Genomic DNA, 23,654 nt, shown 5'->3' with positions numbered 1-23,654 from the left:
CGTTGTATATACTGCAAATTATAGCACAGATACTGAAAAGAAGACACAGCTAAAATTATTTCTCCAGTTTTCCATAAACAGAAAGCGCATCTAACACGTGATACGGTTCTGTATTATGCGAGCCTTGTGCATGAGCGGTAATGAAAAAATACTTTTTTCCGTTTATTTCTGCTGCTGTGGCAAGACAAAGCCCTGCATTTGAGGTATAGCCCGTTTTTCCTCCTAAAATACAGCTATCTTTTACTCCTGCTTTTTGCAACTCCTGTGATAATGTACTGAAAAAAGTAAAGCCCTCCGGATGTTTGTTAGTCGCAGGCACAGAATATGAAAATGCAGTAAAAATCTTAGAAAAGTCCTGATTTTTCATAGCATAGCAAAGTAAGCGTGATAAATCCTCAACTGTTGTATAATGATTATCATCATGTAAGCCGGTAGTATTTGTAAAATGTGTATTTTTCATTCCCAGTTTTTTTGCTTTCTTATTCATTTCTGATACAAATTCTTTCTCTGAACCACAAGAACCTTCTGCCAAAGCGACACAACATTCTGCCCCTGAGGGCAGCATCGCTCCGTATAAAAGGTCTCTGTAAGTAACCTTTTCTCCCGGCAAAAATCCTGCCATAGAAGCGTCCTGTGCATATAATTCAGGAAAGATTTCCTCTCTTAAAACAGTTATTTCCCGTATATTATCCAGCTTTTCTATGGATAAAAGCACTGTCATAATTTTCGTAAGCGAAGCCGGATAAATTTTCTTTTCTGAATTTTTTCTTCCTAAAATTTGACCTTCTTCGTCCAGCAGTATCGCAGCCTCACTATAAAGTTCTCCTAAAGAAATTTCTTCCTTTCCCTTGCTGAAAACTTCCGATTTTTTATTTGGCAAAAGCAAGAAAACCAACACTGCTGCCAAGAAAATTAATCCTATTTTTCTTCTTCTCTTTCTTCTTTGTTTCCGTTTACTCATATAAAAAACACCCTTCTTTCTTTTGTACTTCTTATAAATCTACTGTACCAAAAAGAAAGAAAAGGTGTTTTAATATTCTGTTGTTAAAATCCTAAGATTTCCTTAAGATTTGAAAAGGTATATTCTTTAATTATGTATGATTTTAATTTGACTTGTGGATAATTATTGTAAGTCTCTTTCACTTATACTCGCAAAAATTTCGCAAAGAAAATAGTCTATTTTGCTATACTGAAATATGGACATCTCCACTCCACAATATAACATTATTAGTGCATACCCGAATGACAAATATTTCATACTATGTTCTCCCAACATAGAAGCCACTGTCATATAAAAACTCAAAATAGCTATTCCAGATATGGCTACTTCTTTTAGTTCTGTTGCAATATGATAAAATCTCATCTCCTTTTTTTGATATACAAATTTATAGTACAATAATTCCTCTAACGGATTATTTAATTTCTGTAAACTTGTAATAACAATTCCCCTAAATTCCTGAAATTCTACAAATCCATATTTTTGATAGCCTTTTTTCTTGGCTTCTTTTAGGTATTCTTTACAATTCTTTTTAAAATCAATATACATTTTCTATACCTTTCTCTATTTTGATTTTTCTATATTGTAATTCTATAATTTTTAATAATTTAATTCAATTCTACCTATTATTTTCTGGAAAGACTAAGCTGAAATCAATACCTTCCTCATTTTGAATTTTATCTATTTCGGAGGGCATAGGAATTTCCTCTTTCTCCTCTTTTCGGTTCACCAACGCAAGTCCCAGAGCCTCTACTGCCATTTCATAAGCCTGTTTCATATCATCTCCTTCTGTAAAACATTCCGGTAAATCGGGAAATGAAATCCAAAAACCACCTTCTTCTGCTTTATGAAAAATAGCCGGATAAAATAATTTTTCCATACATAATACCTCCATTTGTTTACTTGCAACTCATTACTTTTCCGGAAGTACAATCTGAAAAACCGTCTCCTCCTGTTCACTTATAGCAGAAATACTTCCCCCGTGAAGCTCCACAATCTCTTTTGCAATAGCAAGTCCAAGACCTGACCCTGCACTATCTGAGCTGCGTGCCTCATCAATTCGGAAAAATTTCTGAAATACTCTGGAAAGCTTTTCCTTTGGAATTGTTTTTCCTTTATTTCGGAAGAAAAGGCACACTCCGTCTGAATTTTTCTCTCCCTCAATCGTAATAACAGAAGACGGATAACTATAAGAAACGGCATTCCGAATAATATTATTAAACACCCTGGCAAGCTTATCTGCGTCACCGTAAACCTGTAAGTCCTCCGGCACTTTCAATTCTATTGTATTTCCCTTCTGTGCCAGAACAGGATAAAATTCTTCTTTCATCTGTATAAGCATATAATATAAATCAATATTCTCTTTTTCCAGCGTAATATTCTGTAAATTGTAACGGGTAATTTCAAAAAATTCCTGAATAAGACTGTCTAAACGCTCTGCCTTTTTTCTGGCTATATGAGTATATTTTTCGCGTTGAGCAAGGGGCATATCCGGTGCATCTTCCAGTAAATTCAGATACCCCATAACCGATGTAAGCGGTGTCTTCAAATCATGTGCCAGATAAGTAATTAAGTCATTCTTTTTCTGAGTTTCCATTTTCAAATACTGTTCTTTTCTTTCCATATCTGCTTTTATCTGAACCAACTGTGTACTTATTTCTGAAAATTCCTGAGGGAAAATTTCCGATACATCACATTCTTTTTTCATGTAATCATGTATCATTTCCGCTGTTCTGGAAATCAATTTTTTCTGTTGTTTTTTCAAGGAAAAATGCAAAATAATATATACAGAGCTTCCAATTATACCTGCCAAAAAAACAAAAGAAACAACTGCAATATACTTAAATGCTTGCCAATCCACACGCTCATAAATATATTGAACCTTTTGTTCTCCGTCGTACCATCCGGTACGTTCCTCATGAACGAAATGATTGCTAATCCAATCTAAAATCATGCCGTTAAAAACCGTATCAAATAGATAGTAAACCCCGTAAATTCCCAAAAGGAACAGCAAAATCAAAAGAATAATTTTCACAATTTTACAAATATTTTTCTTCTCATTTTTCAATTTTATAGCCGCACCCCCACACTGTTTTAATATACTTTGGATTTTCAAAAGAGTCCTCCATTTTTTCTCTTAAGTGACGAATATGTACGGTGATGGTATTATTGCTTTTGCTGTAATATTCATCTTTCCAAATCTGATGAAACAGCTCCTCCGCACTGACTACATTGCCTTTTTGTTCGCACAAAATAGCTAAAATAGAAAACTCTGTGGGTGTAAGAGACAATAAACGTTCATTTAAGAAACATTCATGCGTTTTTTTATTCAAAATCAATCCTTTATGCTCTAAAATCTCCTCTGCTTTCACTGTTCCCATATTATAACGCTTATATCTGCGCAGCTGCGCCTTTACTCTTGCCACTACCTCAAGCGGCTGAAAAGGCTTGGTAATATAGTCATCCGCTCCTAAAGTCAAGCCTTGAATTTTATCAATTTCCGCTCCTTTTGCCGTCAGCATAATAATAGGATAATTATATCGTTCACGTATTTTTTTACACAACTCTAAGCCTGAAATCTTTGGCATCATAATATCCAAAAGAGCCAAATCCAGCTCTTCCTTCTCCATAAAATTCCACGCTTCTTCTGCATCGTAAAATTTATATACGAGAAAATCTTCATTTTGCAAATATAACTCGACTAAATCTGCGATTTCTGTTTCATCATCTACAATTAATATTTTTTCTTTCATATCTGCCTCCCAGCCCATTATAACAGAAAAAGCAAAAATGGAGCAATGTTTTTTCCACTTCCGCTTTTTAGTTTGCATAATATATTTATTGTAAATCAAAAGCAAAGCATTATCATTTAAGGATAAACTTTTGCTATTGGCTATAAAAAACAATTCTGTTATAATAAAGTTATTAGAATGGAGGGGTAAAAAATGAGCATGCAATCAGATGTAGAGTCTTTATCTATTCAAGCTTTAGAAAATTATGCAAAAATACACAATCTATCAGAAAATGACGCAATCGACGAGACTTCGGTCGTGGATTTTATTGTACTGTACTAGAAACTCAAGCTAAAGAATGGGCGCATCGTTTATATATGCGAACTTTTTCTGGCAGCGAATACGTATATCAATACATTTTTCATCCTTCTAATTCACTGAATATCAAACATTTTAATACTCTTGATGCAGAATGGTTAGAATTTATCAAAAACAATCGATTACATGGCGGCATCCAACATAATTATGATATAGTCATAGGTCCGGTGGCCGATGATAACACAATGGAAACCGTTCAACTTTATATGTCAGGTATTTTAAAATCACATGAAGCAGTAGACAGACTTCGTTATAGTAAAATTAACAATCAAGTGTCTTTCCACACACCACGTGCTTTAGAATATCTATATTTTGAATATCGAAAGGAGATTGCTCATGATTAGTAATAAATATTTTTTCAATGGAAAAGACATTACTATGAATTTATGTATACAAATTCGAGATGTTATAGACATTATCCAAGAAACAACAGGTATGAATTTTCCTGAAGCCACCGTAGCTTTTTACCACTCTAAGACTTACAAAGCTTTGCAAAACACTGAAAATACACTTTGGGCAGAGTCTGCCGGTTTTATTGCAGATCGCTACTTTGAAGAACAGGAAATTTTAAATTCTCAGCAGCATCCTTAAATACACAAAAAGAAGTTGTCACATTTAGCATTGTTCAGAAACATTGATATGCCCTTAACTGTAACAACTTCTTTTTCATAACTGATAAACTATATTTTTTCCTGCAAAATCTCAAGTAAATCATGATATCCTGATTTCTCTAATAAATCTTTTGCTCCAAAAAGTACCTCCTCTTTTGAATATTGATGTTCCTGCAAAAAACCTTCTTCTTTCTCACATAAATACTGATAAAAAAGTGCAGCCGTTATCACATCATCTTGATTGGTATAATCCATTTCATCTAAAAGAATATTCTCCGCTTCATTAATCTGTCCTCGGTCAATCATAGCTTTAAAATCTTTTAGTGGTCTCCCTGACACCTGAAATTTGTCTTCATTTTCTAATTCAACAGAAGTATATTTCTTCCCCAACATTAGAGAAAACAAGACACTTACCATTTCCTTAATCATACGCATAAGATAGTCTTTTTCGTCTGTGAAATTCATGTGACACCTCCTTTTACAATCTCTTAACGCCCCCTGTGTTTCTCTTTTTTCTTTTATAGTATCCTCTTTAGATGCGGAAACCTAACTCGCTTATTCCCCTCGGCGTTGACGGATAATAAAGTAAAATAAAAAGCAAAATGCTATCAAAGAGGCTCCCATACAGGGAAAATAAATCGTTCCAGGCATTCTGGCAACAGCCGGATGACTCATGACACACATAATAACACATACCGCAAGCCCCACTCCGCTCAGTAGAATATACCACATATTTCGATTTTCAGCCGGCTCCAGTGTGTTTTCCCAGGTTTTTCTTCTCTCGAACTCCTTCAATAGCATTTCTTCATCCTGAAGTCCCTTAACCAGAAAATATGTATGCCGGGTCACACGTTTATTTGGATGACGTGACTGGCATCGGATAACATAATGACTGTTATTTTCTTTAATGCCCCATACTTTCAGGATTTCATCTGCACCTTGGGGAAGATATGGCTTTTTGCCCTGCAAACGCAAAAACGCCTGCGTCTCCATCGCACCAACTGCAAAGCCCAAAAATCCATCTCCATAATTAGGTATGCTGCGGGCATCCATAATCCATAAACCGTCATTTTCTGTAAGAAAAAAAATCGTGGCATCCTGCATTCCCCGCCGTCCCAACCTTGCAGTCAGCACAATCCCAAGTGTACTAGCCAAAAGCACCAAAATCATTGAAGAGCTTTGCTGTGGCAATCCCAAAGAAAGAGACAGAAATGTTCCTATCAAAAGTAAAGCTGTCATTAAAAATACAATTCCCAATATTTTCCCCACCGTCCGATACCCATATCGGCTTTTTTTTCTTGTTTCCGAGGACATCCATACCTTTTTCAGTTCCATGCTATTTTCTCCTTTTCTTCTCTTTTACTCTACCCTAATACAAATTTATAAAACCTCACGCATTTTTTAATCCCTTTTTGTCTTAACATAAAATTCAACCGTTTTCTTTTTAAATTTATCAGAGAGTCCTATACTACTATCTTCTTCCGTAAAAATCCGTTGCTGTTAATTCTCCATTATTAAAAAAAAGAATTTTTTCCTCTTTGTAAATCTTTACTTCTGTAATAACAATTTCGCCAGCACGTATTTCTGTGTCTCTTTACCGGAATGAAAATCACTGGAATAACGATTGCAGCCATTAAGAAGTCATTTCCTCTTATACCAAAACCTCCACAATATCAGCTACTGAAAACTCCTTCGGATTTATGTATTTTTTAATAAAGATGGTATTTTCATGTTTAAATCAATATAAAACTTGAATATCACGTTATCACCCTGCCATAATCAACTTCCGATTATTTTTTTCTGTTCTCTAACCTTTTATATGTTTTTGCCCGTAAAACAGGTCTTGTTGCAGCAGCCATAGCAGATAAAGCAATTACACTGGCTAAAAATATTACTAAAATCAAAACAAAATTTGTCCGGTAAAAAAGCAACAATATTATCGCAGAAACTGAGGTCCAAATGATAAGATGTTTCAAAAAAATATTTTGAGCCAATACCGTATAAAGCTTAGCATTTAATAAATATCCCAAATACAGCGTTACCAAAATACTTAATTGATATTTTAAGGAAAATGAAAATTTTCTTTCTGTTTTATATCGTATTATTTTTCCTTCTTTGTTAATATCTTTCCTGCAATTTTCCAGCCTTTTATCGGATGACTTCCTGCAAAAGAAAGCAGCATTAACATCGTCATCAGACACATTAGTAAATTAAAAAAAGCATATATCGGAACAGAGGGGACAACCCAAATCATTAGAAAATGAGAAACTGCACACATCCCGCCCATGCTCAAAACCAATACAATATGTTTAAAAAACCATTTCCGGTTCTGCTTTGCCATTGTCCGCAGTTCTTCTAATCCACAAGGATAAATTCTTACATTTCTTTCAATCTTTCTTTTTGCACGTTTCAACATATATCCAGAAATAAATACACCTAAAATAACTCCGATCCACGTGGAAATCCAATACAACAGATTGGCATCAAAGGGAATAGACTTCTCTATTTTTCTTACAAACGTAAATATCACAAGTGAAATTCCTGCAATAGTTCCCATGCAAAGTCCGTTTCCACCTCTTTTATTTTCAAACAAAAAAATTTCTCCACTCAATTCTTCATAATAGTAACTATTCATAGACGTGGTTTCTGTGTAAAGTCTAACATATCCCATCAAAATCACAACCTCTTATTTGTTCATAATGTATAATGGAATTATATATTATAAAATATTTTTTGTATATAGTTTTTTAATTTTAATATTCCATACTATCCACAATCTCTTTTATCGTCTCCATGGAAGTTCTTCCGCACAAAGTATATCGGACACCGTCAGCCACAAAAATTGCACATTTTTCTGAAACGTAGTTATTCTCCACATTTTCTTCTGTTGTGTCCTGAATGAGATTTACCTTGTATCCCTGTTTAGATGTATAGCTTTCCACATACTCATAAAAACCCAAATAGTCTGTATCCCATCCCTGCTCTAACTGTTCCTGACTTAAAATTAAATCCATTGACAGCGATATTGGCGAATAATACATCTCTTCTATGATGTAGTTCTTCATTTTTATAATTGCATAATTTTTCTGGTCTGTCTCCATACTTCCCTGCAAATAGGATTGTTCCGTTGCGTATTTACTTTCGAGCAAATCAATCCCAATATTTGACTGCAACGCAGTGTAATCAGAAAACTCTGTATGAATATATCCATATTCATCCTTTTCTGCTTTAAGAGGTGTAATTTCTACAATCTGCATTGCATCCAGTTCCGGAAGAGTTATTTTATTGACATTTACTTTATTCAAAAAATAATAACCTGCGAATACCGTCGTTCCGCCAATCATAAAAGTCAGTATAATCATAGCTGCATATCGCAGCATCGGATGAGATATTCGCCTCTTTGAATTTTCAAAAACTTTTTTTCTTCATGATATCTGTAAACACAATCTCATTAAGTTCCGTATCTATTATTCTTTTAATTTCTTTACGTTCCATAACCTACCTCCATCAAAATTTTCTTGAGCCTTTTTCTGGCTCTGTTCATACGTTGTATTGTCACGTTTTCCGATTTTCCAATTACCTGTGCCACCTCTTTCTTTCATAGACAACTCCTGATAGTAATATAAAATAATGAGTTCTCTGTCGTGAATTTCCATATTTTGAATAGCTCTGGTCATACTATCTCTTTCCAACACATTTTCTATTAAATTAGCAGCAGATACCTGTACGTCTTCTTCCAGATATCCACGCCCCAACCGAAACCAATTCATCCGCATCATATTTTTGCAGCAGTTAATTGCAATCCTTGTAAGCCATGTCTTTTCACTGGATTTCTGATGAAAGCTTTCATAATGCTTCATCGCTTTTATAAAGGTTTCCTGTGCTGCGTCCTCCGCTAAATGATAATCTTTCAAATAAAGATAGCACATTCGCAGAATTGCATCGCCATATTCCATAATCAATCTTTCTATTACTTGTTCTGCCGACATTTCATCTTCCTCCTTTCACTTCTTAGACACAGGAATTACCTAAAATATTACACTGCTCCCTCATATTTTTTAAAAATCAAAATCTTTATCCTGTAATATTTAGAAAAGGGAATGTTCATGCCGCAGCATGAAACATTCCCTTTTCATGGTTGATTTTTTTGTTGTCTGCCAACCTCCGACACCTTCGTTCGAAAAACATATCAGATTTTAGGTGTCAACCCACCGATAATACACAGCTTTTACAAATTATTCAGCATTTCCTCCAACTCTTTTATGTACTTCGGAATTTCAAATCCCTGCGGACAATGCTCTGTACAGGCTTTACATCCGATACAAGCAGACGGACTCTTTTCTTCCGACATCTGCTTCAAATCACGAATTCTCCATGCTCCGCCTACTTTCGCTGTATTATAATGTTTCAGCAAACATGGAATATCCAGTCCCTGCGGACAATTCGGCGTGCAATATCTGCATTCTGTACACGGAACTGTAATGGTAGCCTTCTGCATTTCTGCTGCTTCCTTAATCTTCTCCTGTTCTTCAACCGCCAACGGAGCTGCCTCTGAAAATGTTTGGATATTATCATAAAGCTGACTGTCATCAGACATTCCGCTTAAAACCACCTGAACATTTTCCAGCTCCATTACCCATCGCATAGCCCATGATGCCAAAGAACGGTCTGTATCTATTGATTTTAATTTATCCGCCGCTTTCTCTGTAAGATTTGCCAAAAGTCCTCCATGAACAGGTTCCATTACCATAATCGGAATTTGAGCCTGCGTTAAAATTTCATACAGCTCCTTGGCATCTGTAAAATACCAATCATAATAGTTTAACTGAATTTGTACAAAATCCCAAGGATACAGTTTTAAAAGCTCTTTCAAAAGCTTTGCTGTTCCATGAAAAGAAAATCCCAAATATTTAATTTTCCCTTCCTTTTTCATCTGGTCGAAATAAGAAATACAACCGTTTCCAATCATTTGTTCTGCAAAAGTATCCTGAATTCCATGAAGCAGATAAAAATCAATTCTATCCATATCAAGTCTTGCAAGCTGTTCCTGAAACTGTTTGCGGTAATCCGGCTGCGCCTGAAAATTATACTTATCTGCTATATAAAAGCTGTCCCGTGGATATTTTTCCAAAGCTTTCCCCAGAAATTCTTCAGACTTGCCCCCATGATAGATGTAGGCTGTATCATAATAATTAACTCCTTGCTCCATACAGTGAGCAATAAGCTTCTCTGCTTTCTCATAATCAATCTGTGCATCATTTCCGTCTGCTATGGGAAGGCGCATCACACCCATGCCCAGTCTGGATAATTGAATTTCATCTTTAAATGTTTTATACTGCATATCTTTCCTCATCTTTCTCTACTATTTCTTTAATCCAAGTATAAAACTATTTTATGATTTGTTCCAGATTAATTTCTCCGTTTTCAATCAAATGGTAAACAGTTTGTGCAATCTGATTTCTGGCTGTCTTTGCATTTTTATATTCCTCTGTACATTCCAGATATACCGTACTATTCCCCACAGTAAAACCGGCATTGCAAACAACCTCCAGATTTTCTTCTCTGCGATAAGAATAACCTCCATGGACAGGAATTCCTTCTATAACAGAAGTATCTGTATATCCCATATTTTCTGCATCATCGAATAGGGAGTCTATCGTAGTTACATAAAGTCTTACGTCACCTATCATTCCCCTTAAAAGAAATAATTGATGATTGTCAACATCAAACAATCCATAGGCTTTAACAGGCAAATCATGAAAAAGCTGTTGAATTTCTTCTTCTGTTAAATCTCTTGTATCACACTCTATTTTTCCTTCGACACGATTTCCCGAAAACTTATTTCTTACAAATTTTATGGTATCTCCATTCTCTAAGGTAACGGTGTATGTCCGCCCTAAAATTGCTGTCCCTAAAAATACAATCAATACAATACTTGCAGCAGCAACACTCCATTTTAGCCAGGCATAGTGCCCCTGTCTGTTTTTCTTTCCGCTATATACAGCTGCTTCTTCTATATATTCAGAATTTATATCACTGATAATTTCAGAAATTTTCTCTTTTCTCATAGAAATATCCCTTCCTTCATTAAATGTTTTCGCAATTTTGTGCGTATTCTGGAAAGCCGAACAGATACATTATGATTGCTTGTATGAAAAAGCTCTGCAAGTTCTGTAATAGAAGCGGAATACCAATAGCGCTGCACAAACATAACACGATTGTCTTGCTCTAAGCAGGCAAGAAATCGGTTAATACTTTCGGTGATTTCCTTGGCTTTCCATTCCGTTTCCACTGTATCCGCAGACGGAAAACAGTTTTCCAATTCATCCAGCGCAATGTCATAGGTACTATTTCGTTTCGCCGCAGTGTTTGCATGATACCTTTTAATCGCTAAATTCCGAACAATACGACAAATATATGTTAAAAGCGGATTTGGATTTTGCGGTGGTATAGTATTCCATGCTCCCAGATAGGCATCATTTAAACATTCCTCTGTATCCTGTCGGTTATTTAATATATTATTTGCCACTTTCCTGCAAATTGCCCCATATTTATTGGACAATTCTATAATTGCCTGCTCCGAACGTTGATAAAATAATGCAATAATTTTTAAATCCTCCAAAGCCTTCCTCCTTTCTCCTCCATCTTTATACTACGAATTTTCAATAAAATATCTCATTTTATTTTAACATATAAAACAATTATCGAAAAATAATTTAGGCAGAACAGCATAGATTTCTCTATACTCTTCTGCCTTTCTTTTTACTGTTTTGAAATTTCCTGCATAGCTTTTTTAAACTGAACTGCAAATAAAATTGCGGTAAAGGTTACGGCAATCACATCAGCCACAGGTTCTGCCATATAAACTGCCATGGTCTGGTTTTGTTTTAAAATTGCCGGCATCACGTAAATCAGCGGAATTAAAAGAATAAATTTACGCATAACCGCTACAATAATAGAAGCCTTTGCATTTCCGATAGACATAAATGTCATCTGGCATGCCATCTGAATTCCGAAAATAAACAACGCTGCCACATAAATTCTCAATGCGTCTTTTGTAAATGCCAAAAGCGCCGCATCAGATGTAAACAAGCTTGCAAAGCCCTGTGGAAACAGCATTACACCGCCCCATAATAAAATAGCATACGCCATACTTACTTTTAATAACAGCCAGAAAGCTTTTTTTACACGTTTTACATTACGTGCACCATAATTATAACTGATAATCGGCTGTGCTCCCTGCCCCAGTCCCTGCAAAGGAAGCATAGCAAACTGCATAACACTGGTTAAAATTGTCATTGCACCTACTGCAATATCTCCTCCGTATTTCAGCAAGGAAGAATTAAAGCACACAGAAATAATACTTTCACTTGCCTGCATAATAAACACAGAAGAACCCAGCGCCAAGCTCGGAAGAATAAATTCTTTTTTTAATTTCAGGTTTTCCTTTTTAATCTTTAAGAAGGTCTTCTTTCCAAAGAGGAAGGATACCACCCAGATACAAGAAAGCGCCTGAGAGATAATGGTTGCCAGAGCAGCGCCTCTTACTCCCATATCCAGACCGAAGATAAAAATCGGGTCCAACACAATATTTGCCACTGCACCGATTAACACAGACAGCATACCTGTCTTGGCAAAGCCCTGAGCGGTAATAAAAGCATTCATTCCTAATGTAAGCTGAACAAAAAACGTACCCAGCGCATAAATATTCATATAGCTTACGCCATATTCAATGGTATTTTCACTGGCTCCAAATGCCAAAAGAAAATCTCTGTTCCAAATCAGCAGGACAACCGTCAATAAAACAGAAATGATAATCTGTAATGAAAAACAGTTACCCAATGTTTTTTCTGCTGATTTTGTATCGCCTTTTCCCATAAAAATAGAAGCTCTTGGCGCACCGCCGTTTCCGACTAATGCCGCAAATGCCGCTACAATCAGAATTAACGGCATACACACGCCTACTCCTGTAAGCGCCATAGCCCCTACCTTCGGAATATGCCCGATATAAATACGGTCTACAATATTATAAAGCATATTGATAATCTGGGCGGTTACTGTGGGAAGCGCCAGCTTTAACAATAATTTACCTACCGGCTCTTTCCCTAAAAAATCTTTGTGGTTTGTCATGGTTCTCATTTCCTTTCTAAAACCTCTTTTAGATTTTCTAAAATAAAATCCGTTGTTTTCTCATAAGTTTTCAAATCATCATTTGAAAGGTTTTTAAAAATTTGTCGGCGAAATTTTTTATTGATTTCTTCGATTTCCTGAACAATCGGAACTGCTTTTTCCAAAAGAGATAAATGAATTTTTCTCCTGTCTGTCTGGTCCTGCCTGCGCATTAAAAGCCCCTTTTGTACCAAAGTTTCTACACCGGCAGATACATTTCCTTTGGGGAGCATACGCCTCTCCACAATATCTGCTGCTGTGTCTCGCTCCGGATTATTATACAAAAATCCAATAATGGCAATTTCTATATGGGACAACCGGTGCTTCATCTGTACATCTTCCAAATATTTTTCATACAGCTTCATCATATAACGAACCAACATCAGCATATCGGACGCATTTTTCATCTATATTTTCACACCCCTTCCATAAAAAAACAGCTATAATAGTTCTAAATAAAACTGTTTTATCTAAAACTATTATAGCCTCAAAATAAAAAATGTCAACTTCAAAATCTAAAATTCTTTTTTCTCCATAATACAAATACTGACATAATAAGAAATACCTAAAACAACAACCGCTAACAGTATACCTCCCACAAAAAACTGTCCGTCAGAAATCCCTGTCAAGAACTGTTTTACCCCTCCCAAATCCAAGGAAAGCTTTTCGGAAATATTTGTAATCAGATAAAACAGAGCAATCAAAATCAAAAAAGTTCCCAGAAAAACGATTTTTCCTTTATCGCTGCCGTATTTAAGCTGAATTGGTATCATCAGCCCCAGAAAAATTGCCAGAAATATTAAAAAGCATCCGCAAAATAAAAACCACTGCAAAAATTCCATTTCCGGTGTCTTAACCCACTGCATAACAGTAGTTACTACCGAACTCACGAGAAATCCTGCCCCTCCTGTTAAAAACCCCAGTAAGAACTTCTCTTTTACATACTCTTTTCTGGAAACCGGCAATGTAAACAGAAAGGGAAGTCCGTTTTCATATTCGTCATAGCTGATAGTGCCCATGGTCAGAATACAACAGATAAATGGCATATATCCCATGAGAAAACTGCTGTTCATGCCTGACATAAGTAAAAAAAGTACCGTCAAAAATATAATCATCAATAATCTTTTATTATGCTTCATCAAAGCAATATCTTTTATAAATAATCCTTTCATATCTTTTCTCCTTTTATCATCATAGTAATTACCTCATCTATGCTTCCCTTTTCCATTGTATAAGAAGGATAATTTTCAAGATAAAACTGCTTTTGATTGGTCAGACAGGCATATCCCCAGCTTTCTCTCTTTTTCCGAAGCAAATAGTTTTTATCTAAGGTGTCGTACTGCTCAGAAGAAATCTTCAATAATCCATACTGTCCCAGCAGCGTGTCAATTTCCTCATGGAGCACTACTTTTCCATTATCAATCATATACAAATCATCACATAAACCCTCTAAGTCTGTGGAAATATGTGAGCTGATTAAAATTGTTCTGTTTTCATTTTCCTCCATGTATTCCCTGAGCATGGAAAGCAAGTCCTCTCTTGCCAAAACGTCCAAGCCTGTGGTAGGTTCATCCAAAAGCAAAAATTCTGCTTTATGAGAAATTGCAGTTAAAATTTTCAGCTTTGCTTTCATTCCCGTGGAAAATTCTTTTATCTGTTTCTTTAAAGGTAATTGATACCGTTTGCAATAATCGAAAAACATGGCTTTATCAAATTGGGAATACATATTCTCCAGTATCTTTGCCACATCCTGAACCGTCAAAAATCCACTAAATCCTGACTCAGCCAGTACAACACCCAGTTTTTCCTTTTCTTTCTTGGAAAGAGTTTTATAATCTTTTCCAAAAATTTCAATCGTTCCTCCGTCTATGGAAATCAAATCTAAAATCCCTTTGAAAATTGTACTTTTCCCTGCTCCGTTTGCCCCAATTAAGCCGGTGATACAGCCTCTTGGGATTTCAAAAGACACGTCCAGTTGGAATAAATCATAGGATTTTTTCAAATCTTTTATTTTCAGCATTCTTCTTCATCCTCCATTATCATTTCAAACATAGAACGGATATCTTCATTGGAAATACCATATCTTTTTCCTTTTTGAATAATATTTTCCAAGTCCGTCTCCAGTTCCCTTCTTCGTTCCTCTGCTTTTGCAGCGTTATTTCCCGCTGCCACATAAGTGCCCTTTCCGTGAACCGTAACGGTAAATCCTTCTTGCTCTAAATTGTCATACGCCTTTTTTACAGTAAGAGCGCTTATTTTTAATTCTTTTGCCAAAGAGCGCACAGAAGGCAAAATCTCGTCTTCTTTTAATTCTTCATTTAAAATCATTGTTTTTATCTGCTCCATGAGCTGTTCATAAATCGGTACCATCGATGAGTTATTGATTATAATCTTCATTGTTTTCCTCCTGTTAACAAACAGTATATAACAGTATATAACTGTTTGTCAACTGTTATATACTGTTATGCTTAAAATTTCTTTCTTTTATCTTTTTTTATGATATAATTAAAATGTATTATGTAATTTCGTAAAAAGGAGTGACAGAATGAAAAAAGTTGATTTTGTAAAAATAAAAGCTGAATTTTGGGGTTTTGGTTTTGGAAAAGGAACAAGCTATGGATTTAATAAAGCAGAAGACATTATCCGTGAGCGTATAGAAAACGGCTGGGAATTTTGTGGATACATTCCCATTGAAATGCGAGGAACAGGCGAAATACAGAGCATATCTCTTATTTTTCAATACGAAGAATAATAATTTCTATAATAAAGGCGAAAAGCTGATTTTACTCCAACCTTTCGCCTATTTCCTTATCTTATAAAATTCGTTTTGATTTTTTCTTCCGGTGTAGGTTTCTTAATACCGGCATTTTTTCCTGCTTCCAGACACTTTAAAACCCATGCCATATTGGTACCCAGCGTTCTCATAATTTGAAGTCCTTCTTCGTCCTGCATTACTTCTTCCGGTGTATTTCCATGAACCATATTCCAATAATTTGATGAAATGACAGGCATCTGGAAAAATTGGAAATATTTTGTAAGAACCTCCAAGGTTGCCGTTGTTCCCGCACGTCTTGCTGATGCGATAGCTGCCGCCGGTTTATATAGCATGTGCTTTCCTGCCAATGAAGAAAGTTTATCCATAAACTCTATAATCTGTCCTGTGGGAGAAGCCCAATATACAGGTGAACCTACAATCAGTCCATCGGCTGTTTCCAATTTTTTCGCAGCCTCTTTTACATTTTCCATGTCAGCATTTCCCGCCTGAAAAATTTCTGTTTCTATTCCCTGTTTGTTTAATGACTCTGCTATCTGATTTAATGCTGTAAAAGTACACCCTTCTTTTCTGGGACTTCCGTTTAATAATAATACTTTCATTCTTCTATTCCCTTCCTTTCCGTTTCTGTTATTATTATACTTCAAATCAGACTTGATTGCTATCTTAATCTTATAAAATTTAAGCCGGAGGCATTCTGTTATCCTGCCCCTCTGGTGGCTCTCCCGGTTGTCCCTCAGGCATTTGTCCTCCCTCGAAAGGAGCTTTCCTTTCTCCCATAGCTCCTCCCTGCATTTGCTCTGTTCCGTAAATCAGACCGGTCATGGTAATTTCACTGCTGCTGTTGCCTGCACTTAGCTGATAAGTGCCGTCTTCCTTGATTTCCGGACAACTGACAAGAACACTGGAATATGCCTTTAAAGGCTGCCAGTTAAGCAATTCCTTTCCCTCGCTGTCATAAAGAACCACAGAGCTTTGCGCTTCCTGCTGTTCCGTAGAAATCAATATTGCTCCCTGCGTAGAAGCTTCCTGAAAATTCTGTGCCATACCCGATGCTCCTGCGGCAGCAAAAATACCTCCGGTTATTGTACCTTTTCCATTATAATCAACTGCTCCGTTACTTCCCTCCTGTGAACCAGATACATAAGTTTTTCCTCCTGAAATCGTCAAATCTCCGTTAGAGTCCAATCCGTCTCCGGAAGCATTCACTGAGACAGTTCCTCCTGAAATCTGTATATAAGCGCCTTCTGTAACAGCAAAAATATCCTCCTCTTTTCCTCCTGTACTGCTGCCGTCTGCTCCTCCTGCGGCATTCATTCCATCATCACTTGCCGTAATCTGTATATCGCCTCCTGTAATATCAATACTCAGTCCCTCTATTCCCTCATAGCTGTTTGTAATATCCACTTTTCCGCCTGCAATCATAACCTGTGACGCACTGTGTATTCCGTCATCTCCTGCATTTATCGTAAACTCTCCGTCTCCTATATGGAGATAACCCAAATTGCTGTCATCCTTATTTTCTGCATGAATACCGTCTTTCCCTGCTGTAATGCTATAAGCTCCACCTGTAATTTCTACACAGTCCTTACCTGTAATTCCATGGGATGCTACAGTAATATCGTAAGTACCGCTGCTGAAAATCAATTCATCCTTGGACACAATTCCGTGTCCATAAGAAGCCTGAATATTTAATATTCCTTCTCCTTTTAGAGTTAAATCGGCTTTTGAAAAAACAACTCCGTCTACTTGATTTTCATCTATATTTTGATATTCTCCGCTATTCGAAAGACTGTTTTGTGTTTCCTCCTCTGTCGTAATTGTAACCTTATCCGCTGACAGCACATAAATAGCGGCAAAGTCAGCGCTGTTAATTTCCGCATTTTTTAATATTAACTCTACTTTATCGGTATTACTTGCATCAATGATAACGCTTCCTTCCAATGTTCCCGACAAAGTATAAGTACCCTCGTCTGTAATTCGTACCTTTCCTTCTGATACTTCAACTGCTTTTGACGTGCATTCTGCGCTGTTTCCTGTAAGGTCAATCTCTACGCTGTTTTCTTCCGTCTGTCCGTCAGACTTGCTTTCTGACACCGGTTGATTTTGGCAACTACACAGCAATATCGTTCCAAGAGCAAGCAGAAGCATATATACTTTTTTCTTCATGTATTATTCTCCTTATAATTCTCCGATTGCCGTTTCCTGCTTTGACATGGTAATTTCCAAATTTCCATTTCGGCAACGCAATTCGTCAATAAACTCTTTTTCCTGTTCTTTGTTTTTTAAAGTCAAATTATAAGTAAGTTTAAATAAGCTTCCCATATTTGTGGTTTTCACTCGAACAACCTCATATTGAGAGGTGTATGTCTGTAAAATCTCCTCAAAAACTCCTGTATAATCCAAGTCCTCCGGAATTGTAATATGTAATGTCTTATATAATTCCGCTTTCTTCCCTGCACCAAAGCCAACACAATTATAAATCATATTGACACTGCCCAATAAGAGAGCTACTAAAATCCCATATCCTAAATAGCCCATTCCTACTACTAAACCGGTTCCCATTGCAAGAAAGATTGCTCCGATTTCCTTTGCTGAGCCGGGCACAGAACGAAACCGCACCAGACTAAATGCTCCTGCAACAGCTACACCAGCACCTACATTCCCGTTTACCATCATAATTACTACACATACAACAGCAGGCAGCACAGCTAAGGTTGCCACAAAGCTTTTCGTATAGCGGATACGGTACATATAGGCAAATGCCAGAAACAGACCGATTATCAAGGCACAACACACACACAGAAGAAAATCAGATACTGCAATTACCTCCGTTGTACTTGTATCAAAAATTCCTTTAAACAAATGATTAAGCATATTTTATTCCTCCCTGTATTTTCTCGGCTATCATATTTTTATATGCCAGTCCATATTTTGAAAATGAAGTTTTATAAATATGGCACTGTGTAAGAATTTGGCTCATCCAAAGAGGAATACCCCCTGATGTCTTAATTTCCATTAATGTTTGACCCTCTTCTAAAAGAGGTGTTCCGTAAACAGAACTGCCAAGAGAAAAATTTTCTCTGCGGTACAAGATATTTTCATCAAAGGTAACACGAAAATCAGAACCATCTTTCATAAAATAAGCTTCTCTTTCGTAAGAAAGGAAAACAGCCGGATATAAATGTCCGTAATATTCCCGAAAATATTCAATTTCATCTCCGATTTGTGAATGGAGCGGTAATGGCGTTTCCTTTCGAAAGCTTTCCATGACTTCTTTTTCTGAAAGCACCAGTCTGCGTTTATATACAACCGACTTATATTTCTTTTTTAATTCTACGAACACCGTATCTTGTGGTTCTACTCTGCGATAACTGCGTATTCTAAGCTTTTCCTTGTAGACCGGTTTTTCCAAAGAACGTCTGATTAAACGAAAATTATCTGTGTCCAAATAAATATTTCGTATGGTGCATCTTCCATATTTGTCTAATTCCATATATGCTGCCATAGCCTCAAGAACTTTTTCTTTTTCCTTCTTTGACAGCAAATACTTTAATTCGTATCTTTTAAATGTAGCTTGATATGCCATAAGTTCCTCCTGTTTCTATTGTTTTTCTTCATGACATAGTATAAAGAAGAAACCTTAATCAAACTTAAAATAGAATTTATTTTTTTCCATTTGGAAATACCGCTGTAATTCTAAGAGATTTTTCATCTTCTGTAATTGCAGAAATTTTGCCTTTATTCGCACGCACTGTGGCAGCGGCAATAGAGAGCCCGATGCCATACCCCCCTGTCTGCGAATTTCGAGACTTATCCGCTCTATAAAACCGCTCAAATAAATGAGCAATTTCTTTTTTATTTATAAATTCTGTCGTATTAAAAACAGAAAGAAAAATGTGATTTCTCTGTACTTCCACAGTCAGCAATATTTCTCCCTTTTCATCTGAATATTTCACAGCATTATCCAGTAAAATCCCGATTAACTGGCGAATTGCTTTCTCATCTCCCTTCATAGAAATCATTGGCTGAATTTTTCCGTGAAGAAATTTATTTTGAGCTTTTGCCAGTGTCTGGAAATTTCCTATAACTTCTTCTGCCACATCTGATAAAGGAAATTCTACCATAGGAAGCTTCATACTTTCCTCTTCCATACGTGCCAATAAAATCAAATTGTTTGTTAAATCTGTCAGCCTTTTTGTTTGATTTTGAATATCACTGAGCCATTCATTTTCTCCGAAATCCATTTCTAAAACCTCTGCATCTGCGTCAATAATTGTAAGAGGAGTTTTCAATTCATGTCCGGCATCGGTGATAAACCGCTTTTGTTTTTCATAATTTTCTAAAAACGGTTTTACAATATATGCAGATAAAAAAATCATTAAAAGACACACTGCTAAAAATCCTAAAAAGCTCACAAAAGCAGCAATAAAAAGAAACATTCGAAAAGTGTTTAAGCTTCTTCCACAGTCTAAAAAAATAATACGTATTTCTGTGTCATTACGGCTTAATAAAAAACGATAGTTTTCAATAAAGCCTTTTTGCTTTCCCTTCTGCCAAACCTCCTGTACGTATTCGATAATTGTTTCCTCGTTTACCGTGACAATTTTCCCTGCTTCCACAGAAAGCACTTCTCCTTCTTTATTTACAGTTGCTGAAAAATATCTTGACTCATAAGGTAATTCCGGCGAAAGAAGGTGGTTTTTTTCAGAAAAATTTTTTTCAGGCTTTGGCGGTTCCTTCGGTTCTTCTCTTTCCGGAAACTTTCCGTTATTTTCTGCCAAAATAGAAAGTACATGGTCCGCATCTGTCACAAGCTTTCTGTAATTTAAAATTCCAATAGAAAGAATAAGTACAAAAAGAACAATAAAAAGAGAAACCATAGACACAAAAATCAATTTTTTCCGCAGTTTTGCAATCATTTTATTTCCTCCAGAGAATATCCTACACTTCTGGTAACTTTAATTTGAATATCTGCCTGTAACGCAGCCAGCTTTTTTCTCAAATAAGAAATATATACCCATACTACATTGATTTCTGCCTCACTGTCATATCCCCAGATTTTTTCCATAAATCGTTCTGCTGAAATCAAAACTCCCGGATTGCTCATCATAAGCTCTATCATCTGAAATTCTTTGTTTGCCAGTCGAAAGCTTCCTTTTGATGTAGAAAGCTCAAAAGCTGCACGATTTAAGGTTACATTCCCCATTTTAAGAATTGAACCGGTCTGTCCTGTCTGCACACGTGTCATAGCACGAATTCGTGCCAGTAATTCTTTTGAATGAAAGGGCTTTGCAAGATAATCATTGGCTCCGGCATCTAAGCCTTCTACCTTATCATCCACTTCAGATTTTGCTGTCAATAACAAAACAGGAATTAAATTCCCCTTCTTTCGGATTTCTTTTAACACCGTAATTCCATCTATTTTGGGCATCATAATATCAAGAATAACACCATCATAATTATCTGCCTCCAGATATTCCAAAGCCGCCTGTCCGTCATAAACAGCATCTACGGAATAATTATTTCTTTCTAAAATTGCAGTAAGCGCTTTTGAGAGTGCTTTTTCATCTTCTGCAAGTAATAATCTCATATCCTGTTCCTCCGAAATTTTTATAATAGTGATTAAATTATACTATAAAAGCTTTAAACCAACCTAAAAATATTTCCGTTTGACATTTATTTTTTTGTATTTTATCCTATAATGGTAGATTTTCAGAAGCAGAAAGAAAGGAAAATGATATGATGAATTCTACAAGTGATAATGAAAAAAGTTTACCCGAAAAGCTGTCTGATGATATTGTTTCTTATATTTTGAATAATCATCTTAAACCAAATGATAAGCTCCCCAACGAGTCCATACTCGCTGAAAAAATGGGAGCAGGCCGCAGTTCTATCCGAGAAGCAATGAAATTATTGGCTTCTCGAAATATCGTAACCATTCGTCAGGGCTCCGGTACCTATGTTGCCTCTTCTCCAGGCGTAATCAATGACCCCCTTGGGTTTACATTTATAGAAAATAAGCAGAAACTTGCAGAGGATTTACTGGCAGTGCGTTTTCTTTTAGAACCCTCCATTGCGGGAATGGCTGCTGCAAATGCCTCAGAACAGGATATTGAAAAAATTTCCGAATTGTGTAAAGAAGTCGAAGAATTGCTCCTAAGCGGGAAAAATCATACAGAAAAAGATATTGAATTTCACACTGCCATTGCTATGAGCAGCAAAAATCTTGTTGTTCCCCGTCTTATTCCTGTTATCAACAGTTCTATTCCTCTTTTTATACAACTGACAAACAGTAATTTAATACAGGAAACAATCGAAACACATGTGGATATCACCGAAGCTATTCGAAACCATGATGTCATCGGCGCTAAAGATGCGATGTATCTGCATTTAGTATACAACCGCAAAAGAATTTTTCATTAGATTATATGTTTTAGAAAGGGTGCTCTTTTTTCTGTCACACCCTTTCTTTTTCACTTCATTTGTTGTCTTTCCACAGACACTTATATCACCAAAGAAGGAGCTGTATACACTCTGGCTTTCAATTCATTATCCAACATATAAAGTCCCTTTGGATCTGTTCCAAATAACTCCATCTTTGTAATTAAATCATGAGCATTTGTTTCTTCCTCTCCCTGTTCTTTAATGAACCAGTCCAAAAACTGCATGGTTCTGAAATCCTTTACACTCTGAGCCGCATCATAAATGGTATTGATTAGTCCTGTCACATACTCCTCGTGAGCCAATCCTGCTTTTAAAGGATCTATCAGCTTTTCCAGTGTCATATGCGGCTTGTCAACCGCTTCCAGAGTTACTTCCGCATTATTGTTCTGAAGATATTTCAGAAACAACATGGCATGGTCTCTTTCTTCCTGTGTCTGCACCATATACCAATTATAAAATCCGTCTAAACCTTTGCTCTTATAAAAATTTGCAAAATCAAGATAAAGATATGCAGAGTAAAATTCTTTATTGATTTGTGTATTGATCAGTTCTGTTACTTTTGCGTCTAACATTTTTACATCTTCTTTCTTTTATTTGTTATATATGGTTACACTGTATCCATGCTGGAAGGTTTCTTCCGGCTTCAATGCTACAATATCCGGCTTTTTAGAAATGTCATCTTTAAATCCGTAATTATCACATCTTCCCATCCAAGGCTCTAAACAAATATAAGGCGCTCCCGGAAGACTCCAAATTCCGAAATTTGTAAATCCTGTACAGTCCATCATAATATACGGTGTTCCGTCCGGATATCCAATTCCCACACAGGATAACTGGGAATTGTCAAAGATTAAAGCATCGTTTTCAAACATAGTTTCTGTAACGTTGCAGCCTTCATATTCACCGTAAGGCTCTAAAGGAAGCTTATATGTTTTTTTCTCATCCGCAGTACCTGTCATTCCGTATACCTGACAATACTCCACTTCTCCTTTGTTTTTAAACAACAGCTTATAATCTGTCTGGCAAGTATCTTCTAAAATCGGAACATTAAAACCCGGATGCCCTCCGATAGTAAAGTACATGGTTTCTGTGTTCTTATTTTCTACTTTCCAGATTACATCCAATTTTCTGTCCTGAATTTTATATGTAATAGTTAAAGCAAAGGAAAACGGATAATATTTCTTTGTCTCCTCTGTGTCCTGAATTATAAAAGATAAGGTATTCTCTGTTTCTTCAACACAGGAAAACTCCATATCTTTTGCAAAGCCATGCTGAATTGCTTCATAAACCTTTCCATTATAAAAATACTGGTTTTCATGATGGCGTCCTACATTTGGAAATAAGATAGGAGAACGGCGAGCCCAAAATTTTGCATCTGCTGTCCAGAGAATTTCTTTTCCCATCTCTTTATCAAAAATGCTTTGCAGCTCTGCTCCTTTTTCACATACTTTTACCTTTAAGTATTGATTTTCCATTGTATACATAGCTGACTCTCCTTTTTCTACTTTTACAATTTTATATTTCTTTCAGTTTATCACAGGAAATCC

31 protein-coding genes and 1 pseudogene are annotated in these 23,654 nt (G+C 36.1%); 5 read left to right on the top strand and 27 right to left on the bottom strand.

All coding sequences use genetic code 11. The features are described 5' to 3' along the window. Positions 1–55: 55 nt before the first annotated feature. From CGC63_RS07045 to vanR, 5 genes are all read right to left on the bottom strand, one after another. Entirely contained in the window at positions 56–961 is a 906-nt protein-coding gene (locus CGC63_RS07045; protein ID WP_004221937.1) for a D-alanyl-D-alanine carboxypeptidase family protein, read from the bottom strand. 162 nt (positions 962–1,123) lie between these two features. Next, positions 1,124–1,546 (bottom strand): hypothetical protein, encoded by a 423-nt coding sequence (locus CGC63_RS07040; RefSeq protein ID WP_004221939.1) that lies wholly within the window; start codon positions 1,544–1,546, stop codon positions 1,124–1,126. Positions 1,547–1,616: 70 nt separating this feature from the next. Beyond that, positions 1,617–1,877 carry a type II toxin-antitoxin system HicB family antitoxin gene (locus tag CGC63_RS07035; RefSeq protein ID WP_009247349.1) on the bottom strand — a complete coding sequence of 87 codons (261 nt, stop codon included), beginning with the start codon at positions 1,875–1,877 and terminating at the stop codon, positions 1,617–1,619. Positions 1,878–1,910: 33 nt separating this feature from the next. After that, entirely contained in the window at positions 1,911–3,113 is a 1,203-nt protein-coding gene (locus CGC63_RS07030; RefSeq protein WP_081445588.1) for a sensor histidine kinase, read from the bottom strand. After that, positions 3,055–3,750 carry a VanR-ABDEGLN family response regulator transcription factor gene (gene vanR, locus CGC63_RS07025; RefSeq protein WP_022239772.1) on the bottom strand — a complete coding sequence of 232 codons (696 nt, stop codon included), beginning with the start codon at positions 3,748–3,750 and terminating at the stop codon, positions 3,055–3,057. The genes CGC63_RS07030 and vanR overlap by 59 nt, the downstream gene beginning before the upstream one ends. Before the next feature lie 192 nt (positions 3,751–3,942). Between vanR and CGC63_RS15805 the strand changes: the two genes are divergently transcribed. The 3 genes and pseudogenes from CGC63_RS15805 to CGC63_RS07015 all read left to right on the top strand — a co-directional run bounded on the left by CGC63_RS15805 (position 3,943) and on the right by CGC63_RS07015 (position 4,698). Further along, complete coding sequence (locus tag CGC63_RS15805) at positions 3,943–4,071, top strand: hypothetical protein (protein ID WP_022239771.1); 129 nt, start codon at positions 3,943–3,945, stop codon at positions 4,069–4,071. Between the two features lie 14 nt (positions 4,072–4,085). Next, positions 4,086–4,451, top strand: a pseudogene (locus tag CGC63_RS07020) (DUF3990 domain-containing protein); the annotation flags it as partial. Then, positions 4,444–4,698 carry a hypothetical protein gene (locus CGC63_RS07015; RefSeq protein ID WP_004221951.1) on the top strand — a complete coding sequence of 85 codons (255 nt, stop codon included), beginning with the start codon at positions 4,444–4,446 and terminating at the stop codon, positions 4,696–4,698. The pseudogene CGC63_RS07020 and the gene CGC63_RS07015, both read left to right, overlap by 8 nt. 89 nt (positions 4,699–4,787) lie before the next feature. Here the strand turns inward: CGC63_RS07015 and CGC63_RS07010 are convergent, their stop codons facing one another. The 14 genes from CGC63_RS07010 to CGC63_RS06945 form a co-directional block, all read right to left on the bottom strand. Continuing rightward, positions 4,788–5,183 (bottom strand): DUF6483 family protein, encoded by a 396-nt coding sequence (locus CGC63_RS07010; protein WP_004221953.1) that lies wholly within the window; start codon positions 5,181–5,183, stop codon positions 4,788–4,790. A 90-nt stretch (positions 5,184–5,273) separates the two neighbouring features. Further along, positions 5,274–6,053, bottom strand: coding sequence for a hypothetical protein (locus CGC63_RS07005; protein WP_004221956.1), 780 nt, complete (start codon positions 6,051–6,053; stop codon positions 5,274–5,276). Positions 6,054–6,508: 455 nt separating this feature from the next. Further along, positions 6,509–6,748, bottom strand: a complete 240-nt coding sequence (locus CGC63_RS07000; RefSeq protein WP_242648438.1) for a hypothetical protein — start codon at positions 6,746–6,748, stop codon at positions 6,509–6,511. A gap of 71 nt (positions 6,749–6,819) precedes the next feature. After that, the gene (locus tag CGC63_RS06995) at positions 6,820–7,389 is read right to left on the bottom strand and encodes a hypothetical protein (RefSeq protein ID WP_004221975.1); all 570 of its coding nucleotides are present in this window, start codon (positions 7,387–7,389) and stop codon (positions 6,820–6,822) included. 82 nt (positions 7,390–7,471) lie between these two features. Beyond that, entirely contained in the window at positions 7,472–8,098 is a 627-nt protein-coding gene (locus CGC63_RS06990) for a hypothetical protein (protein ID WP_004221978.1), read from the bottom strand. Positions 8,099–8,185: 87 nt separating this feature from the next. Further along, the gene (locus tag CGC63_RS06985) at positions 8,186–8,707 is read right to left on the bottom strand and encodes a sigma-70 family RNA polymerase sigma factor (protein WP_004221980.1); all 522 of its coding nucleotides are present in this window, start codon (positions 8,705–8,707) and stop codon (positions 8,186–8,188) included. Between the two features lie 239 nt (positions 8,708–8,946). Then, positions 8,947–10,059 carry an aldo/keto reductase gene (locus CGC63_RS06980; protein WP_040351042.1) on the bottom strand — a complete coding sequence of 371 codons (1,113 nt, stop codon included), beginning with the start codon at positions 10,057–10,059 and terminating at the stop codon, positions 8,947–8,949. 46 nt (positions 10,060–10,105) lie between these two features. Continuing rightward, positions 10,106–10,786, bottom strand: a complete 681-nt coding sequence (locus CGC63_RS06975; RefSeq protein WP_004221984.1) for a hypothetical protein — start codon at positions 10,784–10,786, stop codon at positions 10,106–10,108. Beyond that, a complete protein-coding gene (locus tag CGC63_RS06970; protein ID WP_004221987.1) occupies positions 10,783–11,340 on the bottom strand; it encodes an RNA polymerase sigma factor in 558 nt (185 codons plus the stop codon). The genes CGC63_RS06975 and CGC63_RS06970 overlap by 4 nt, the downstream gene beginning before the upstream one ends. A 140-nt stretch (positions 11,341–11,480) precedes the next feature. Beyond that, positions 11,481–12,848, bottom strand: coding sequence for an MATE family efflux transporter (locus tag CGC63_RS06965; protein WP_009247207.1), 1,368 nt, complete (start codon positions 12,846–12,848; stop codon positions 11,481–11,483). Between the two features lie 5 nt (positions 12,849–12,853). Beyond that, positions 12,854–13,294 carry a MarR family winged helix-turn-helix transcriptional regulator gene (locus tag CGC63_RS06960; protein WP_009247208.1) on the bottom strand — a complete coding sequence of 147 codons (441 nt, stop codon included), beginning with the start codon at positions 13,292–13,294 and terminating at the stop codon, positions 12,854–12,856. 108 nt (positions 13,295–13,402) lie between these two features. Further along, on the bottom strand, positions 13,403–14,059 hold the full coding sequence (locus CGC63_RS06955; protein WP_004221998.1) for an ABC-2 transporter permease: 657 nt from the start codon (positions 14,057–14,059) through the stop codon (positions 13,403–13,405). Then, positions 14,056–14,907: an ABC transporter ATP-binding protein gene (locus CGC63_RS06950; RefSeq protein WP_004222002.1), complete on the bottom strand. Its 852-nt coding sequence runs from the start codon at positions 14,905–14,907 to the stop codon at positions 14,056–14,058. Before CGC63_RS06950 ends, CGC63_RS06955 begins: the two co-directional genes overlap by 4 nt. Continuing rightward, the gene (locus tag CGC63_RS06945; protein ID WP_004222005.1) at positions 14,901–15,284 is read right to left on the bottom strand and encodes a GntR family transcriptional regulator; all 384 of its coding nucleotides are present in this window, start codon (positions 15,282–15,284) and stop codon (positions 14,901–14,903) included. Before CGC63_RS06945 ends, CGC63_RS06950 begins: the two co-directional genes overlap by 7 nt. Before the next feature lie 148 nt (positions 15,285–15,432). Between CGC63_RS06945 and CGC63_RS06940 the strand changes: the two genes are divergently transcribed. Next, positions 15,433–15,639 carry a DUF4177 domain-containing protein gene (locus CGC63_RS06940; RefSeq protein WP_004222007.1) on the top strand — a complete coding sequence of 69 codons (207 nt, stop codon included), beginning with the start codon at positions 15,433–15,435 and terminating at the stop codon, positions 15,637–15,639. A 56-nt stretch (positions 15,640–15,695) separates the two neighbouring features. Here the strand turns inward: CGC63_RS06940 and CGC63_RS06935 are convergent, their stop codons facing one another. The 6 genes from CGC63_RS06935 to CGC63_RS06910 all read right to left on the bottom strand — a co-directional run bounded on the left by CGC63_RS06935 (position 15,696) and on the right by CGC63_RS06910 (position 21,253). Beyond that, entirely contained in the window at positions 15,696–16,262 is a 567-nt protein-coding gene (locus CGC63_RS06935) for a flavodoxin family protein (protein ID WP_004222009.1), read from the bottom strand. A gap of 79 nt (positions 16,263–16,341) precedes the next feature. Continuing rightward, complete coding sequence (locus tag CGC63_RS06930) at positions 16,342–17,829, bottom strand: carbohydrate-binding domain-containing protein (RefSeq protein ID WP_004222013.1); 1,488 nt, start codon at positions 17,827–17,829, stop codon at positions 16,342–16,344. Positions 17,830–17,841: 12 nt separating this feature from the next. Beyond that, positions 17,842–18,537 carry a DUF4956 domain-containing protein gene (locus CGC63_RS06925; protein WP_004222021.1) on the bottom strand — a complete coding sequence of 232 codons (696 nt, stop codon included), beginning with the start codon at positions 18,535–18,537 and terminating at the stop codon, positions 17,842–17,844. After that, positions 18,530–19,249 carry a polyphosphate polymerase domain-containing protein gene (locus CGC63_RS06920; protein WP_004222023.1) on the bottom strand — a complete coding sequence of 240 codons (720 nt, stop codon included), beginning with the start codon at positions 19,247–19,249 and terminating at the stop codon, positions 18,530–18,532. The genes CGC63_RS06925 and CGC63_RS06920 overlap by 8 nt, the downstream gene beginning before the upstream one ends. A gap of 76 nt (positions 19,250–19,325) precedes the next feature. After that, positions 19,326–20,582 carry a sensor histidine kinase gene (locus CGC63_RS06915; protein WP_004222024.1) on the bottom strand — a complete coding sequence of 419 codons (1,257 nt, stop codon included), beginning with the start codon at positions 20,580–20,582 and terminating at the stop codon, positions 19,326–19,328. Beyond that, complete coding sequence (locus tag CGC63_RS06910; RefSeq protein WP_004222026.1) at positions 20,579–21,253, bottom strand: response regulator transcription factor; 675 nt, start codon at positions 21,251–21,253, stop codon at positions 20,579–20,581. Before CGC63_RS06910 ends, CGC63_RS06915 begins: the two co-directional genes overlap by 4 nt. A 149-nt stretch (positions 21,254–21,402) precedes the next feature. Between CGC63_RS06910 and CGC63_RS06905 the strand changes: the two genes are divergently transcribed. After that, positions 21,403–22,086 (top strand): FadR/GntR family transcriptional regulator, encoded by a 684-nt coding sequence (locus CGC63_RS06905; RefSeq protein WP_009247212.1) that lies wholly within the window; start codon positions 21,403–21,405, stop codon positions 22,084–22,086. Between the two features lie 80 nt (positions 22,087–22,166). Here CGC63_RS06905 and CGC63_RS06900 read toward each other — a convergent pair whose 3' ends face one another. Both CGC63_RS06900 and CGC63_RS06895 read right to left on the bottom strand, forming a co-directional pair. After that, on the bottom strand, positions 22,167–22,679 hold the full coding sequence (locus CGC63_RS06900; protein WP_004222029.1) for a ferritin: 513 nt from the start codon (positions 22,677–22,679) through the stop codon (positions 22,167–22,169). Between the two features lie 18 nt (positions 22,680–22,697). Beyond that, on the bottom strand, positions 22,698–23,591 hold the full coding sequence (locus CGC63_RS06895) for an aldose 1-epimerase family protein (protein WP_004222034.1): 894 nt from the start codon (positions 23,589–23,591) through the stop codon (positions 22,698–22,700). Positions 23,592–23,654: the final 63 nt, after the last annotated feature.

The sequence above is a fragment of the Blautia hansenii DSM 20583 genome (assembly GCF_002222595.2).
GTDB classification, from domain to species: Bacteria; Bacillota; Clostridia; order Lachnospirales; family Lachnospiraceae; genus Blautia; species Blautia hansenii.
This window is presented reverse-complemented; position numbering and strand designations above follow the sequence as displayed.